The sequence below is a fragment of the Millisia brevis NBRC 105863 genome, assembly GCF_001552615.1.
GTDB classification, from domain to species: Bacteria; Actinomycetota; Actinomycetes; order Mycobacteriales; family Mycobacteriaceae; genus Millisia; species Millisia brevis.
In genome coordinates this window covers 337,242-352,544 of record NZ_BCRN01000004.1, presented here as the reverse complement: position 1 = coordinate 352,544, position 15,303 = coordinate 337,242, and the positions used below count along the sequence as shown (strand labels likewise).

General features: G+C 70.8%; 16 protein-coding genes. 5 read left to right on the top strand and 11 right to left on the bottom strand.

The window, feature by feature from the left end; translation table 11 throughout:
• The first annotated feature begins 17 nt into the window (after nt 1-17).
• On the top strand, nt 18-1,700 hold the full coding sequence (locus MB1_RS08175; RefSeq protein WP_245650090.1) for an ABC transporter ATP-binding protein: 1,683 nt from the start codon (nt 18-20) through the stop codon (nt 1,698-1,700).
• A 17-nt stretch (nt 1,701-1,717) separates the two neighbouring features.
• Here MB1_RS08175 and manB read toward each other — a convergent pair whose 3' ends face one another.
• From manB to rfbD, 3 genes are all read right to left on the bottom strand, one after another.
• Nucleotides 1,718-2,794: a mannose-1-phosphate guanylyltransferase gene (manB, locus tag MB1_RS08170; RefSeq protein WP_066905689.1), complete on the bottom strand. Its 1,077-nt coding sequence runs from the start codon at nt 2,792-2,794 to the stop codon at nt 1,718-1,720.
• A 237-nt stretch (nt 2,795-3,031) separates the two neighbouring features.
• Complete coding sequence (locus tag MB1_RS08165; RefSeq protein WP_066905515.1) at nt 3,032-3,901, bottom strand: glycosyltransferase family 2 protein; 870 nt, start codon at nt 3,899-3,901, stop codon at nt 3,032-3,034.
• A gap of 10 nt (nt 3,902-3,911) precedes the next feature.
• Nucleotides 3,912-4,868: a dTDP-4-dehydrorhamnose reductase gene (rfbD, locus tag MB1_RS08160; RefSeq protein WP_084351171.1), complete on the bottom strand. Its 957-nt coding sequence runs from the start codon at nt 4,866-4,868 to the stop codon at nt 3,912-3,914.
• Nucleotides 4,869-5,109: 241 nt separating this feature from the next.
• Between rfbD and MB1_RS08155 the strand changes: the two genes are divergently transcribed.
• Nucleotides 5,110-6,525, top strand: a complete 1,416-nt coding sequence (locus MB1_RS08155; RefSeq protein ID WP_066905687.1) for an LCP family protein — start codon at nt 5,110-5,112, stop codon at nt 6,523-6,525.
• 54 nt (nt 6,526-6,579) lie between these two features.
• The gene (locus tag MB1_RS08150) at nt 6,580-7,293 is read left to right on the top strand and encodes a TIGR03089 family protein (RefSeq protein WP_066905513.1); all 714 of its coding nucleotides are present in this window, start codon (nt 6,580-6,582) and stop codon (nt 7,291-7,293) included.
• Here the strand turns inward: MB1_RS08150 and MB1_RS08145 are convergent.
• The 5 genes from MB1_RS08145 to MB1_RS08125 are packed head-to-tail and all read right to left on the bottom strand — an operon-like array spanning nt 7,277 to nt 11,399.
• Nucleotides 7,277-8,326, bottom strand: a complete 1,050-nt coding sequence (locus tag MB1_RS08145; RefSeq protein WP_084351169.1) for an ABC transporter ATP-binding protein — start codon at nt 8,324-8,326, stop codon at nt 7,277-7,279. The genes MB1_RS08150 and MB1_RS08145 overlap by 17 nt on opposite strands.
• Entirely contained in the window at nt 8,323-9,129 is an 807-nt protein-coding gene (locus MB1_RS08140; RefSeq protein WP_066905511.1) for an ABC transporter permease, read from the bottom strand. The genes MB1_RS08145 and MB1_RS08140 overlap by 4 nt, the downstream gene beginning before the upstream one ends.
• The gene (locus MB1_RS08135; protein ID WP_066905509.1) at nt 9,122-9,916 is read right to left on the bottom strand and encodes an ABC transporter permease; all 795 of its coding nucleotides are present in this window, start codon (nt 9,914-9,916) and stop codon (nt 9,122-9,124) included. The genes MB1_RS08140 and MB1_RS08135 overlap by 8 nt, the downstream gene beginning before the upstream one ends.
• Before the next feature lie 10 nt (nt 9,917-9,926).
• The gene (locus tag MB1_RS08130; RefSeq protein ID WP_066905507.1) at nt 9,927-10,280 is read right to left on the bottom strand and encodes a hypothetical protein; all 354 of its coding nucleotides are present in this window, start codon (nt 10,278-10,280) and stop codon (nt 9,927-9,929) included.
• 33 nt (nt 10,281-10,313) lie between these two features.
• Complete coding sequence (locus MB1_RS08125) at nt 10,314-11,399, bottom strand: helix-turn-helix domain-containing protein (RefSeq protein ID WP_218000202.1); 1,086 nt, start codon at nt 11,397-11,399, stop codon at nt 10,314-10,316.
• Between the two features lie 115 nt (nt 11,400-11,514).
• Here MB1_RS08125 and abmR point away from each other — a divergent pair, with 115 nt between their 5' ends.
• Nucleotides 11,515-12,036 (top strand): ATP-binding transcription factor AbmR, encoded by a 522-nt coding sequence (gene abmR / locus MB1_RS08120; protein ID WP_066905505.1) that lies wholly within the window; start codon nt 11,515-11,517, stop codon nt 12,034-12,036.
• Nucleotides 12,037-12,158: 122 nt separating this feature from the next.
• Nucleotides 12,159-12,980, top strand: a complete 822-nt coding sequence (locus MB1_RS08115) for a crotonase/enoyl-CoA hydratase family protein (protein WP_066905503.1) — start codon at nt 12,159-12,161, stop codon at nt 12,978-12,980.
• 9 nt (nt 12,981-12,989) lie between these two features.
• On the opposite strand, the gene MB1_RS08110 is transcribed toward MB1_RS08115, so the two are convergent.
• The 3 genes from MB1_RS08110 to MB1_RS08100 are packed head-to-tail and all read right to left on the bottom strand — an operon-like array spanning nt 12,990 to nt 15,185.
• A complete protein-coding gene (locus MB1_RS08110) occupies nt 12,990-13,463 on the bottom strand; it encodes a hypothetical protein (RefSeq protein ID WP_369406851.1) in 474 nt (157 codons plus the stop codon).
• 16 nt (nt 13,464-13,479) lie between these two features.
• The gene (gene purE / locus MB1_RS08105; protein ID WP_066905501.1) at nt 13,480-14,001 is read right to left on the bottom strand and encodes a 5-(carboxyamino)imidazole ribonucleotide mutase; all 522 of its coding nucleotides are present in this window, start codon (nt 13,999-14,001) and stop codon (nt 13,480-13,482) included.
• On the bottom strand, nt 13,998-15,185 hold the full coding sequence (locus tag MB1_RS08100) for a 5-(carboxyamino)imidazole ribonucleotide synthase (RefSeq protein WP_245650102.1): 1,188 nt from the start codon (nt 15,183-15,185) through the stop codon (nt 13,998-14,000). Before MB1_RS08100 ends, purE begins: the two co-directional genes overlap by 4 nt.
• Nucleotides 15,186-15,303 lie beyond the last annotated feature (118 nt).

Here is a 15,303-nt window from a genome sequence, read left to right as displayed (position 1 = left end):
GCCCACACAGGGGCGCGTTGGCGCTGGCCCTCGTGCTGGGACTGGTGGTGTCGGCGACGGAATTGGCCAATCCACTCGCGACGAAGTGGATCCTCGACGAGCTCGCGGTGGGCGGATCGATCCTGTGGCCGATCCTGCTGCTGGTGGGCCTGCTGATCGCCGGGACCGCGGTCAGCTGGTGGCAGTGGGTACTGCTCGGGACGTTCGCCGAGGCCATCGTCTTCGACGCCCGCGCGGAGATGATCGGTCGGATGATCCGCGCGCGGGTGTTGCCGCTGCTGCAGCGGCCGCGAGGAGACCTGCTGACCAGGGTCACCAGCGACACGGTGCTGCTGCGCGAAGCGGCGTCGTCGAGCCTCGTCGGCCTGGTCAACGGCTTCATCATGTTGGCGGGCACCCTGACCTTGATGTTCGTGCTCGACACCCCGTTGACCGTGGCCGCCGTGACCGCGGTGGTCATCATCGGGGCCATCTTCGCGGTGCTCGTTCCCGCGATCGGCCGGCTGCAGGAGTGGGCGCAGGCCTCGCTGGGCCGGCTCGGCACCGAGTTGGACGGCACGCTGCGGGCGATCAAGACCGTGAAGGTCGCCGGCGCCGAGGAGCGCCGGATCGACCGGGTGATCGAGCACGCCGTCGAGGCGCGCGATCACAGCATCGCGGCCGTCCGCCGCGAGGCACTGGCCTGGAGTATCGGGCTGGCCGGTATGCAGGCGGCGATCATCGTGATCCTCGGCTTCGGCGCCTGGCGCGTCGCCGAGGGTGCGATCACGGTGTCGACCCTGATCGCCTTCCTGCTCTACGCGTTCGGGCTGCTGGGGCCGGTCACCGAATTGGCCCAGCATCTGACCACCCTGCAGGCCGGAATCGCCGCCGCCGGCCGGGTCCGCGATATCCGCGCCCTGCCGGTGGAGGCGATCACGCCCGACGCCGCCCCGGCATCCGAGGATCGCGACGATCGTGAGCCGGCCGTCCAGTTCCGGGGCGTGTCGGCCCGCTACACGCCGGACGGGCCGATCGTGGTCGACGGGCTGTCGCTGACCGTTCCCGCGCGGGGGCATACCGCGATCGTCGGACCCTCCGGCGCGGGAAAGACGACGGTGTTGTCGCTGATCCTGCAGTTCCTCGAACCGGCCGAGGGCACGATCCTGCTCGGAGGGACCGCGTCGACCACGCTCGGCCCCTCGGGTGTGCGTCGCCGCCTCGCCTATGTGGAACAGGAGACCCCGCTGATTCCGGGCACGCTCCGGGAGAACCTGGCGTTCTCCGCTCCCGAGGCGACCGAGTCACAGATGCGGGCCGTGCTGCACGATCTGCGCCTCGACGACTTCCTGTTCGGACTGCCGGCGGGGCTGGACAGCACGTTGGACGACACCGGCATCTCGGGCGGCCAACGGCAGCGCATCGGTTTGGCCCGGGCGTTGCTGCGCCGGCCCGATGTGTTGCTGCTGGACGAGGTGACCGCGCAGGTCGACGGCATCTCGGAGCGGGCCGTCCACCGGGTGATCCGGCAGCACACCGCGCACCGCGCGGCGATCACCATCGCCCACCGGCTCTCGACCGTCGTCGACGCCGACCAGATCATCGTGATGGACGCCGGCCGCGCCGTCGCCGCCGGTACGCATCAGCGATTGCTCGACGACAGCCCGCTGTACCGGGAGCTCGTGCGCTCGCTGCGTATCCCGGAGTCGGTCGATCGGTGACCCTCGGTGGGCTGCTCTCAGACGTCGGTCGAGAAGCGCAAGCCACCGTCGGGAAGCTCGACTCCGGGCCACACCCGCGCGCCGCGCAGCAGTTCGCAGCGGGCACCGATCTGCGCGCCGTCGCCGATCACCGCGTCGCGGATCAGTGCCCGCGGTCCGATCCGGGCACCGAAGCCGATGATCGACCGCTCGATCACCGCGCCGGCCTCGACGACCGCGCCGTCGAAGATCACCGCACCGTCCAGGCGTGCCCCACCGGCGATCTCGGCGCCGCGGCCCACGACCGTGCCGCCGACCAGGAAGGCACCGTCGGCGACGCTCGCTCCCGGGCGCACCAACGACTCGCTGCGCGGGCCCTCCAGGGCCGGCGACGGCGCGATTCCGCGCACCAGGTCGGCCGAGCCGCGCACGAAGTCCTCGGGTGTGCCCATATCGCGCCAGTAGGCGTGGTCGACGAAGCCGAACAGCCGACGATCGTCGGCGAGCAGAGCCGGGAAGACCTCGCGCTCGACGGAGACCGGCCGATCGCTCGGGATCTTCTCGATCACCGATCGGCTGAAGACGTAGCACCCCGCGTTGATCTGATCGGTCGGCGGGTCCTGCGTCTTCTCCAGGAAGGCGGTGACCCGGCCGTCGGCGTCGGTCGGCACGCAGCCGAAGGCGCGCGGGTCGCCGACCCGCACCAGGTGCAGGGTGACATCGGCGGAATTGGTGCGGTGGGTATCGAGAACCGCACCGACGTCGGTGCCGCTCAGCACGTCACCGTTGAAGATCACGACCTCGTCGGAACGCAGCTTGGGCAGGACATTGCGAATTCCGCCACCGGTCCCGAGCGGCTCGGTTTCGGTGACATATTCCAGTTCCAGTCCGAGCTCCGAGCCGTCACCGAAGTGCTTCTCGAAAATCTCGGCTTTGAACGAGGTGCTCAGAATCACGTGCGTAATTCCGGCAGCGCGAATTCGCGCGAGCAGATGGGTCAGAAATGGCAGGCCCGCGGTCGGAAGCATCGGCTTCGGCGCCGACAGGGTGAGCGGCCGCAGCCGAGTCCCCTTGCCGCCCACCAGGACAACCGCGTCGGGCGCCCTACTCCCGATGGGCGGTATGACCGATTCCCCAACGGCTTGATGCGTAGCTTCGGTCACGATATGCGCACCCCTTTCGCCGGAACACCGTATGGCGCTCTCACGGCTGTCGACCCGGCAAACTCTCGCGGGCTCACCGGATTCCCCCCACAGTACGTGTGCCGACCGAAACGTCGACACCGTCGATTCTGCATGTTCGAACCACATCGATCGACTCGAACGTTCGTCCGAATCACGACCGAGGGATTGTTAATCGCCCCGCGACCTGCGGGCCGCGGCCACGGCCAGGCGGGAACGAACCGCCAATCCGGCCCACAGGGCACCCCGCAACGGGGCCTGCCACCACTGCGGGTGCCGATCGGCCTGGAAGCGGTAGGCGCTGCGATGGTGGGCGGGCAGCATCGTCTCGGGGTGGCGCCCGGCGGCGTGCCCCTTGTCGTGGACGATCACCGCCGCCGGCACGTAGACGTTCAGCCAACCGGCCCGGCCGAGCCGATCGCCGAGGTCGACGTCCTCCATGTACATGAAGTAGCGCTCGTCGAAGCCGCCGACCGCGTCGAAGGCGTCCCGCCGAAGCAGCAGGCACGAGCCGGACAGCCAGCCCACCGGCTCCTCACCGGGAACCTCGGCGTCCCGGCGGTAGCGCTCGGTCCATCGATTGGACGGGCGGATGTTGCCGAGCAGCGCGTGTCCGATGCCGGTGGCCAGGTCGGGGACGGCCCGCGCGGAGGGGTAGCGGGTGCCGTCGGGGTCGCGGATCAGGGGGCCGAGCGACCCGGCCCGGGGCCACCGTTCGGCGGCGGCCAGCAGTTCGTCGATGCTGCCGGGGGTCCAGCGGACATCCGGGTTGGCGACGATGACGAACTCGGCGTCGTCGTGATCGATCTCGGCGACCCCCCGATTGGCGCCACCGCCATAGCCCAGGTTCGCCCCGGTGCGCAGCAGTCGCACGTTCGGATACCGCTCGGCCGCGCCCTCCGGCGCGCCGTCGGTCGACCCGTTGTCGGCGAGGACGACCTCGACCTCTCGCGAGGTAGCCGCGGCCAGGGAGTCGAGGAACTCCGCCAGGTGCTCACCCGGCGAATACGTGACGGTAACTACGGTCAGCGGCGCACCCACTCGGCATACGCTAGTCGGTACCCGCCGTCGGTTTTCCGCGACCGGCCGTGCCGGCGTCCGCTCCGACCGCGGCGCCGGGTCCGCGGCGTGCGGCCGACGCCGCCTCGAGCGCCGCGGCCAGTGCTTCCGGTCTCGGTCGTAACGGCGGCAGCCCGGCCTCCGCACGGGACCGATCCGACAACACCGAGTAGGCCGGTCGGGGCGCCGGGCGGGCGAAGCGCGCGGCGGTGGTCGGCCGCACCCGGTCGGGGTCGGCGCCCACCCCGGCGAAGATCTCGCGGGCGAAGTCGAACCAGGTCACGGGCCCCGGGTTGGTCATATGCAGGATCGGGGCGTCGACGTCGCGGGCCGCGAGATCGAGCAGCGCGGCGGCCAGGTCGGGGGCGTACGTCGTCGAGGTGACCTGATCGGTGACCACGTCGACGGTCTCGCGTTCCCGTTCGAGGCGCAGCATCGTGGCGACGAAGTCGGTGCCGATGCCGGTGTACAGGCCGGCGGTGCGCACGATGGTCGCCCGCGCCCCCGACGCGAGGACCGCCCGCTCACCGGCCCACTTCGTGCGCCCGTAGGCGGTACGCGGCGCCGGCGGGTCGTCCGGTTCGTAGGGGACGGCCGCCGCGCCGGCGACACCGTCGGCGCCGACGACACCGGAAGCACCATCGAAGACGTAGTCGGTCGACAGGTGGATCAGCCGCGCTCCGGCCGCCGCGCAGGCCCGCGCCAGGACGTCGGGGCCGAGCTCGTTGACCCGCCGCGCGGTGTCCTCATCGGTCTCGGCGGCGTCGACCGCCGTATACGCGGCACAGTTGATGATCGTCACACCGGGGCGCACCAGGTCCGCCGCCGCCGTCGGGTCCGTGATGTCCCACTCGGTGGAGTCGTATCCCACGACCCCACCGCCCGAACCGAATCGGACCAGACACCGGCCGACCTGCCCTCCGGCGCCGGTCACACGAATCTCGGACACCCCGGAAGTCTGACACGATCGGGAATCTTGACACCCGTCCTGCCTCCCGGACGACAGGCCGACCGGCCGCTACCGTGGTGCCGTGCAGGATCGTCAGCCGCGGCACAACGCGGGCCAGCCTCCCCCGGAGCCCGATGGCAGGTCCGCACCCGTCGCGACGCCGACCCCGACGAAGCCGGCGGGATCCGGTCGACGACATCACCGGGGACGGGTGGTCCTCGCCCTGATCGCGGTGTCGATCATGGTCGCGACCGGCATCGCCTGGAGCACGGTCGACAGTGTGCAATCCGACCTGGCGACCGCGGCCGGGTTGGGCTTGGGCACCACCGACGACGGTGCGATCGACATCCTGCTCGTCGGTATCGACAGCCGCACCGACGCCCACGGCAACCCGCTCTCCGACCAGGAACGGGCGATGCTCTTCGCCGGCGACGACGAGGGCTCCAACAACACCGACACGATCATTCTGGTGCGCATCCCGGCCGACGGTTCGTCGGCGACCGCGGTGTCGATCCCCCGCGACTCGTACGTTGCCTTCGCCGGACACGGCAAGGCCAAGATCAACTCGATCTACGGAACGGTGCGCGAGGAGACCCGGAGCAAGCTCGTCGAAGCCGGGACCGACGGCACCGCCGCCGAGCAGCAGGCGACCGAGGCCGGGCGCGAAGCACTGTTCAACGCCGTCGAAACCCTGACCGGCGTCTCGGTCGACCGCTACGCGGAGATCGGCCTGCTCGGCTTCGTCCTGCTGACCGATGCGGTCGGCGGCGTCGACGTCTGCCTGAACAACCCGGTCGACGACCCGTACTCCGGTGCCAACTTCCCCGCCGGCCCGCAGCGGCTCAACGGCTCGCAGGCCCTGAGCTTCGTGCGGCAGCGCCACGGTCTGCCCCGCGGCGACCTCGACCGCATCGTGCGGCAGCAGGCCTTCATGGCGTCGCTGGCGGGGGCGGCGATCAGTTCCCGCACGCTGACCGACCCGGCGGCGGTCGGCCGCATCTCGCAGGCGATCGAGCGGTCGGTGGTGCTCGATGCGCAGTGGAACGTTCTCGACTTCGCGAGCCGCCTGCAAAACCTGGCCGCGGGCAGCGTCCACTTCGAGACCATTCCGGTGGTCGATCTGGACGGGCGCACCGCCTCCGGCGAATCGGTGGTCGACGTCAACCAGGGCGACGTTCGCGTCTTCTTCGAGAATCTGGTCAACCGGGAGGATCCGACCACGACGCCGGAGACCGCCGGGCGCGCCGCGCTGACGGTCGACGTCGCCAACGACAGCGGTGTCGAAGGGCTGGCCGCGACGGTCTCGCAGACCCTGACCGGGATGGGCTACGGCGCCGGCACCGTCGGCAACAACGACGGTTCGCCGGTCTCGGAGACTACGGTCCGCGCGAACTCCGACGACCGCGACGCGGCCAACGAGCTCGCCGACGCGCTGGGCGGGGTCACCGTCGAGGAGGACAACTCGCTGCCCTCCGGCACGGTGCAGGTCGTGCTGGCCGGCGATTACAGCGGCCCGGGGATCGGTACGCCCTCGACCGACTCCGCGGCTCCGTCGGACTCCTCGGCGTCGTCGGACGTCTCGGCGACCTCCTCGGTCCCCGAGATGACCGGCACCACGGTCGTGGCATCCACCGACGGGCCGCCCTGCGTCAATTAGTCGGGTGATCCCCGACCGTCGGCGGCGCGACCGGGCCGGGAAGAATCGACACCCGTGCAGCAGACACTGACCGACGTGATCCTCGACGCCGTCCCCGCCGATCGGCGCCCGCAGCCCCGGCTGACCTACTACGACGATGCGACCGGTGAGCGCACCGAACTGTCGACGGTGACGTTGGCGAACTGGGCGGCCAAGACCGCCAATCTGCTGCGCGACGAGTTCGGCCTGCTGCCCGGCTTCCGGGTCGCGGTCGCCCTGCCGGTGCACTGGCAGACCGCGGTGATCCTGCTCGGCACCTGGTGGGCCGGCGGCGAGGTCGCCGCGCTGGGGGACATCGACGACGTCGACCCGGTCGATGTCGCGTTCACCACCGCCGAGGCGGCGGCCGGGGCGGACGCCGACGAGGTGATCGCGGTACCGCTCGACCCGTTCGCCCTGGCGGTACCGGGGCTGCCGGTCGGGATCGGTGACTTCGGTGGATCGGTGCGTCTCCAGGGCGACCGCTTCGCCTCCTCCCCCGGCGCGGGCCGACCGGTCGCCGAGGTGGACGGCGACATCGTCGACCTCGCCCGGGCCGCGGCGGAGAAGGCGGGTATCGGCGCCGGCGATCGGGTGTTGTCGAGCCTCGACTGGTCGGACGCGGACGCGCTGATCGCCGGCTTCGTGGCGCCGCTGCTGGCCGGGGCGTCGCTGGTGCAGGTGCGCAACGGCGATCCGGCCCGGCAGGAGCATCGCGCCGAGCAGGAGAAGGTCACCCGGACCCTGTAGTCCCCCGGTCGGCGCCCGTCCCCGGGTCGCCGCCCGCCTCCGGTTCGACGGGCCCCGAGTGGACGGTCGGCACCCCACCGGATCGGTAGATCCGCCGCACGACGTCCTCGATATCCGGTTCGACGATGCTCAGATCCCGGATCGGCGCCCGCCGTTCGACCGCGCCGATCACCTCGGCGGCCGAGACGCGTTCCGGGGAGAACCCCAGGCTCTGCCGGGCGCCATCGAACTCGGATCCGAGGAAAGTCGTTCTCGGGACGTCCCGCAGCGGCGGCGTCGGGCCCGACAGGTCGACGACGAGGGTGCGCTGCGCGCCGACCTCGGCGACCAGACCGGGCAGGGTGCCGTCGAAGATCAGCCGGCCGTGATCGACCACGAGAACCCGGTCGGTGAGGCGGTCGACGTCGTCCATGTCGTGGGTGGTCAGCAGCAGCGTGGTGCCGTGCTCGCGGCGCTGCTCGATCAGGAAGCGGCGCAGGTGCTCCTTGCTGAGCACGTCGAGGCCGATCGTCGGCTCGTCGAGGATCACCAGCTCCGGCCGGTGCAGCAGGGCCGCGGCCACCTCCCCGCGCATCCGCTGCCCGAGGCTCAGTTGCCGGACCGGGGTGTCGAGGAAGTCGCCGAGGTCGAGCCGGTCGATCAACTCGGTGCGCCGCCGATCGGCGGCCGCGGGGGCGAGCCGGTGGATCGCGGCGAGCGCCTCGAACGATTCGATCAGCGGCAGGTCCCACCAGAGTTGGCTGCGCTGCCCGAAGACCACGCCGATGCGGCGGGCGAGATCCCGGCGCCGCCGGTGCGGCTCCAAGCCGCAGGTGCGCACCGATCCCGATGTCGGGCTGAGGATTCCGCAGAGCATCTTGATGGTGGTCGACTTGCCGGCAACGTTAGCCCCGATGTAGCCGACCGCGCTGCCGGCGGTGACGGTCACCGACAGGTCGACCACCGCCTCGACGGTGCGTCGGGCCCGGCGCAGCCCGGCGCCGCGAATGGTGAAGGTGCGGGTGAGGTTTCGCGTGTCGATGATGGCGGTCATGATCCGGTTCCCGTGTAGTGGCGAAGGCCCAGACGCCAGAGCAGCCCGGCCATACAGCAGGCCGCGACGGCGGCGATCGGTGACAGATAGCCCAACCAGGCGGGGGTACCCGCCGGTCCCGGCAGGCCGAGCAGGGCCAGGGTCGGCAGATAGGCGACGAACATCGCCGGAATGACGAAGGTGACGAAGGCGCGCATCGGAAGGGTCAGCAGCGCACCGGAGTACGAGGAGACGTAGTTCGCCCCGTAGGTGAACGAGTTGACCACCTCGGCGGCATCGACCAACCAGAACTGCAGCGCCGCCGCGCAGACGAAGAGCGCCCCGAAGATCACCGACCCGCTGATCAGGGTGACCGCCACCATGGCGATCGTCGCCGGGTCGGGCGACAGATCGGTCAGATGGACGGCGACCGCCAGGGCGATCGTCGCCACGCCGATCCTGCCGAGGCGGCGCAGTTGCAGGTCGCTGGTCGCCAGTTGGGCGAGCACCGGCATCGGTCGCAGCAACAACGCGTCGAGGACGCCGGTGCGGATGTACATAGGTGTCCGATCGACGTGACCGATCACCATGTCCGCCACCCCGAAGGCGAAGGCGGCCATCGCGAATACCAGCAGCGCGGCGGGCAGTCGCAGTCCACCGAGCGAGTCGACCGCGGTGAACAGCACGTAGAGCTCGGCGAGGTCGATGATGCCGACACCGACGGAACCGACCACCTCCAGGGCGAAGGAGCGGCGGTACACCGTCTGGGAGCGCACGCGTGAACGCAGGACGGCGACATAGGGCGCGAGCGCGGAATCAGCCACCCTGCACCACCAATCGGTTGACCACCCGTCTCCATACCAGTCGCCCGGCGACCAGCAGCGTCACCGCCCAGCCCGCCTGCACGCCGAGCACCGCGACGGCGTCGAGGCCGGTCACCCGGCCGGTGATGACATCGACCGGCGCCTGCAGCATCGACGGGAACGGGGTCGCCCGGGCGAGCATCGCCAACCAGTCGGGGAACCAGTGGACCGGCACCACCAGTCCGCACAAGATGTTGCTCGCGACCATGTACAGGGTCAGCGGGCCGCGAATCTCGGTCATCCACACCGCCGCGAGGTTGAGCAACCACCGCGCCGCGAACGAGACCACGACAGCGAGAACCAGGCTGACGATGCCGAGCAGATACGGCAACACCTCGGCGGGCAACGCCAGACCGGTCACCACCGCGCCCACCAGCAGCGGAGGGGCGCCGCGCGGTACCAACGCGAAGGCCGCCCGCCCCAGGTCCATCCCCAGGAAGTGGAGTTGGGGGTCGACCGGCCGCGCCAGGTCGACGGCGACGTCGCCGGTGCGGATGCGCTCGGCGAAGTCCGACCAGACGAAGACGTAGACCGGCGCGATCAGCGCCTGGGTCAGCCAGGCGTAGGTGGCGGCGTCGAGGGCGTCGTATCCCGCCAGCGTCCCCCCGGCCGCGGCGACGGCGCCCATCGTGATCGCCGCCTTGATGAACCCGAACACCGTATTGGTGAACGCCCCGGCGGCCGTCGCCGCCGGGTAGGCCGATCCGCGCCGCCAGCCCAACAGGACAAAGGTGAGGAAGGCGGGCATTCGCCGAACCCTACCCGGCCGGCGCCTCTGTCGGCCGCGACAGAAGCAGGGCCGCAAGCAGATCGGTGACCAGGGCGGCGCAGGCCGGAGCGACCGACATGTCGCCTCGGGCGGCATCGGCGGCCAGTCTAGCGATGCGTCCGTCGGGCGTGGAAGCGTGGGCTCGATAGACCTCGATGGCCTCGATCGTCACCGGGGCGGCATGCTCGTCTTGCCGATGGACCTCGAAACCGCGGACGAGATCGGCGGTCTCGATGGCCTGGAGCAGCCGAAAGGCGTCGAGCGCATCCTTCTCCTTGAGCCTGTCCGGCTGCCTGTCGACCTGCGCGAGGCGCTCACCGATCTTGATGGCCTCAGCGGTCACGCCGGGCGGCGATGTACTCGGGTGTCGTGTCGTTCATGGCCGGTCCCCCCACCCCTCGTCGTCACGCGCAAGAACATCGATGAGTTGCTCTGCCTCCGCATCGGATCGGTTGGGCAGGGTCAGCAGGTCGGCGAGGACGATCGCCGCCGGCGCCGGCGTCGGGCCACCATCCGCCGCGGCAAGGATCTCCCGGTCGGCGGGAACGGCCAGGACGACGTTGGCGGTCGCCGGGTCCGCGTCGATCAAGCCGAGCTCGGCCGCCATGGCCCGCGGCTGATCGGTGTAGAGCGCCAGCAAACGAAGTGGGACGACGGACACCACACCATCGGGAAGAAGGCGGCGTGCCGCGGCCGATCCGGTCAGGACGGCAGGCAGCGACGCCGCCTGCAGGCGAGCCAGGGTCCTGTCGAGTCCGCGTGGGGCGATGTAGTACCCGACGTCGACGTTGGTCCGGGCAAAGGCGTAGTCACGCGTCCACCGCTGCACGAGTTCCCGGCGACGTACCACCGCCACCCCGCCGCGTTCGTCACGATCGACGATGCCCTCGGCGGCCAGGGTTGCCAGCAACTTGGAGACCGACCCCGGAGACACCGCGGCACGGTCGGCAAGGGCGCGGACGCCGATGGGTGGAGTCGCGACCGCCAACTGACGGATGATCCGCCCCACGGCGACTCCGTTCATGCGCACGATCGCGGCGGAACGCCCGGAGCGCGGTGACCGCGAGGCTCCCTCGCCGGTGATCAGGACGAGGGGATCCTCGGCCGCGAGGTGAACCCACCCGGTCCCGTCGGCGAAGCTGACGCGGGCGTCGATCAACGCACGCCGCAGTGTCGGCCCGAGATAGTCCGTTACGAACAACAGCGGACGGGGGGCTTGTCGCACCGATTCGCGCAATGCGCTCATCAGATACCCGGTCGGGACGGAACCCGATCGCACCGCTTCGACGTCGAACGTGATGCGGACCTCGCCGTCCGGAGTGACCAGGTCGATCAGTTCCGTCGAACCGCCACCCGCATCCGCCGGGCGCTCCCGCACCGACCACGACTCGGGAAGCAGATCGGCAATGCTCCGGAGAGCGCGCTCGATCAGTTGGCTTTCTCCCGAAGCTACGTTTCTCACAATGCGAAACATCCTATTTCAAGAAACGCAATAGAAGCAAGGGCCGAATCATCCCGGACCTGATCGCGATCCAATGCAGCGGACATACCCCGACCTGCGGTGTAACGTTGTAATCATGATTACAAACGAGAAGGTTCAGGGATGGTTCGGAGGTCGGCTGCCCGCCGAGTGGTCCGGCGCCGGCGAGCCGGAGGTCACCGTCGATCGGGAGGAGATCGTCGTGGTGCTCTCCCCCGGCGACGTCGAACGCGCCGAGGGGCGCGAGGAGAGCGAGGCAGAGCTGGACGAGAAGCGCGCCGGGCGGTCCCGCGGCTTCCGGGAGGACACCCGCGAGGCGCGCATGGCGATCGCCCGGGAGGCGCAGGCACGGTTCGAGCGCAAGGTGTCGTGGGGTGTGCGGGTCGGCGAGTACGGCGAGCTGTGGACGCACGTCTCCGCTCCGGTGATGACGCGACTGCGCCAGCCGCAGCGCCGCGTCCTGGACACCCTGGTCGACGCCGGGGTCGCCCGTTCCCGCTCCGACGCGCTGGCGTGGTGCGTGCGCCTGGTCGGTCAGCACGAAGAGGACTGGCTCGCCGAACTGCGCGAGGCCCTGCAGTCGGTCGACGCCGCCCGGGCCAAGGGGCCGCAGGCCTGACCGAGCCCGTCCGGACGGGCACCCAACCCGTCCGTTCACCCCAACCGGTGGGCTCGGCTTTGTAGGGTGAGGCGGCCGGTGGCACCCCGCCGGCCGACCCCACCCGATGTGAAGGAGCCCCGATGGCGGCCGATGCTGTTTCCCCATCCGATGCGGTTATCAGCAGCAAGGACGGCAACGTCGTCACCTGGACGCTCAACCTCCCCGACCAGCGCAACCCGATCTCGGATGCCGACGTCATCGCGCGGCTGGTCGATCTGGCCGCGGAAGCCAACGCCGATATCGACACCCGCGTCGTGATCCTGACCGGCGCGGGCAGCGCCTTCTCCGCCGGCGGCAACGTCAAGGACATGGCCGATCGGGCCGGCATGTTCGGCGGCGCGCCGCACAAGCTGCGCGAGGGGTACCGCACCGGCATCCAGCGCATCCCGAAGGCGATCTACCACTGTGAGGTGCCGATCATCGCCGCGGTCAACGGTCCGGCGGTCGGCGCGGGCTGCGATCTGGCGATGATGTGCGATATGCGGATCGCCTCGTCGACCGCCTTCTTCGCGGAGTCGTTCGTCAAGCTCGGCATCATCCCCGGCGACGGCGGCGCGTGGCTGCTGCCGCGGGCGATCGGCGCGGCCCGGGCCGCGGAGATGTCCTTCACCGGTGATCGGGTCGACGCCGCGACCGCCCTGGAATGGGGCATGGTCTCGCGGGTCGTCGAACCGGAGAACCTGCTGACCGCCGCGCGGGAGTTGGCCGACCGGGTGGCGGTCAATCCGCCGAACGCGCTGCGGATGACCAAGCGGCTGCTGCGCGAGGGGCAGCGGGTCGACCTGGACACCCTGCTCGAGCTGTCCGCGGCCCTGCAGGCGCTGTCCCATCACACCGCCGATCACACCGAGGCGCTGTCGGCCTTCCTGGGTCGACGCTCGGCCACCTTCGACGGCAACTAGGGCCGAAAACTAGTCCGCTGCCGGTCGGTGGCCGTTCGCATTCGGATCGGTCGCCGGCCGGCTCTTCGGTCGGCGCTTCGGGGCGGGTTCGGGGACCGTTCCGCCGCGCTTGACGTAGCCGCCGTCCTCGAGACCGGCGGCCACCTCGAAGCGGTTCTTCACGCCGGGGTTGCGCATCTCCTCGCGCAGGTACCGGAACGGGAAGGTCACGCCGTGGCGTGCCCACTGATCCGCGTGTACGGCCTCGTGCCTCAGCAACCGATCGCGCGGTTCGGCCGTGCCGGTGAGGAAGACCCCGCCGACGCAGGTGCCGCCGCGGGCGAAGCCGGCGCGCATCCCGGCGCAGACGTAGAGCCGGTACTCCGGGTTCCAGGACCCCCGGCCGCCGCAGATCCGCCCCCAGAGCAGGGCCACCGCGGTCACCACCACGACCGATGTCTTGCCGCGCGCGGCGGTCCGCAGCCGCCCGACCCGCGCCTTCATCGCACCCACCGTTCCGCTAGCCGAGCAGTTTCCGGCGCAGCGCATCGTCCTTCTGCTCGACCAGCCGCTCCAGGTCCTCCTGGAAACGCACCATGCGGGTGCGCAAGCCGGCGTCCGAGGCGCCGAGGATGCGCACGGCGAGCAGTCCGGCGTTGCGGCCGCCGCCGATCGACACCGTCGCCACCGGCACCCCGGCCGGCATCTGGACGATCGACAGCAGCGAGTCCATCCCGTCGAGATACTTCAGCGGCACCGGCACGCCGATCACCGGCAGCGGGGTGGCGGCGGCGACCATGCCCGGCAGGTGGGCGGCTCCCCCGGCTCCGGCGATGATCACCCGCACCCCGCGGTCGGCCGCGGTGCGGGCGTAGTCGAGCATCCGGTCGGGGGTGCGGTGCGCCGAGACGACGCCGACCTCGAAGCGCAGACCGAACTCGGCCAGCGCCTCGGCGGCCGGTTCCATCGTCGGCCAGTCGGAATCGCTGCCCATGATGATGCCGACGGGCGGGGCGGGTTGTGCTGCTTCGGGGGTGGTCATTCCGGCTTCCATCCGTCGGTCCATTCGCCGTGGGACAACCAGTGCGCCGCGAGTTCGGCCTTCTCGCGGATCGCCGCGACCGAGGCCGGGTCGTTCGGGCTCGAGGTCGCCGGTCCGACGATGTTCACGTGGCCGATCTTGCGGTCCTTGCGTTCGCCCTTGCCGTAGAGATGCACGTGCGCATCCGGGAAGCGCGCCATCAGGTGGTGGACCCGCTCGTCCATCGACATCGTCGGCGTCTCGGGCGCGCCGAGCACATTGGCCATGACGGTCACCGGCGCGGTCGCGGTCGTCGCGCCGAGCGGATAGTCGACGACCGCCCGGACGTGCTGCTCGAACTGGGAGGTGACGCAGCCGTTCATCGACCAATGCCCCGAGTTGTGCGGGCGCATCGCCAGTTCGTTGATCACCAGCCCGTCGACGGTCTCGAACATCTCGACCGCCATCACCCCGACCGTGCCGAGGATCTGCGCCAGGCCCAACGCCATCTCCTGGGCGGCCCGCGACCGTTCCTCGGACAGCCCGGGGGCGGGCGCGAGGACCACCGCGCACTGGCCGTTGCGCTGCACCGTCTCGACCACCGGCCACGCCGCACCCTGGCCGTAGGGCGAGCGCGCCACCATCGCCGACAGCTCGCGCACCATCGGCACGCGCTGCTCGATCAGGATGTCGACACCGCTCGCGAGGATCTCCGAGACCCGGGCGTCGAAGTCGACATCGTCGTCGGTGGGCGGCTCGATGAACCAGACGCCGCGGCCGTCGTATCCGCCGCGGGTGGTCTTGAGCACCGCCGGACCGTGCTCGGCGACGAACTGCCGCACCTCGTCGACCGTCGCGACCACGGCGAACGGCGGCACCGGGTAGCCGAGTTCGGCGAGCCGGCGGCGCATCGCCGCCTTGTCCTGCGCGAAGATCAGCGCCTCCGGCGGCGGGTGGACCGCCACTCCCTCGGTGACCAGCGTCCGCAGGTACTCGGTCGGTACGTGTTCGTGGTCGAAGGTCAGCGCGGTGGCGCCCTCGGCGACGCGCCGCAGCGCGTCGAGATCGTCGTGGGAACCGAGGACGACGTTCGGGCTGACCAGGGCCGCCGGGTCACCCGCGTCGGCGGCGAGGACACGGAGGGTCTGTCCGAGGGCCACCGCGGCCTGATGGGTCATCCGGGCCAATTGGCCGCCGCCGACCATGGCCACCACCGGGAGGGCCCGGTGGTGGACGGAGCGCTGCGAGGGTGCGGTCACGCTGGGTATCGTGTCATGTCCTGCCGGGCGCGGCCCGCTGCAGCGTGCCGAAAGTCGACTCGGA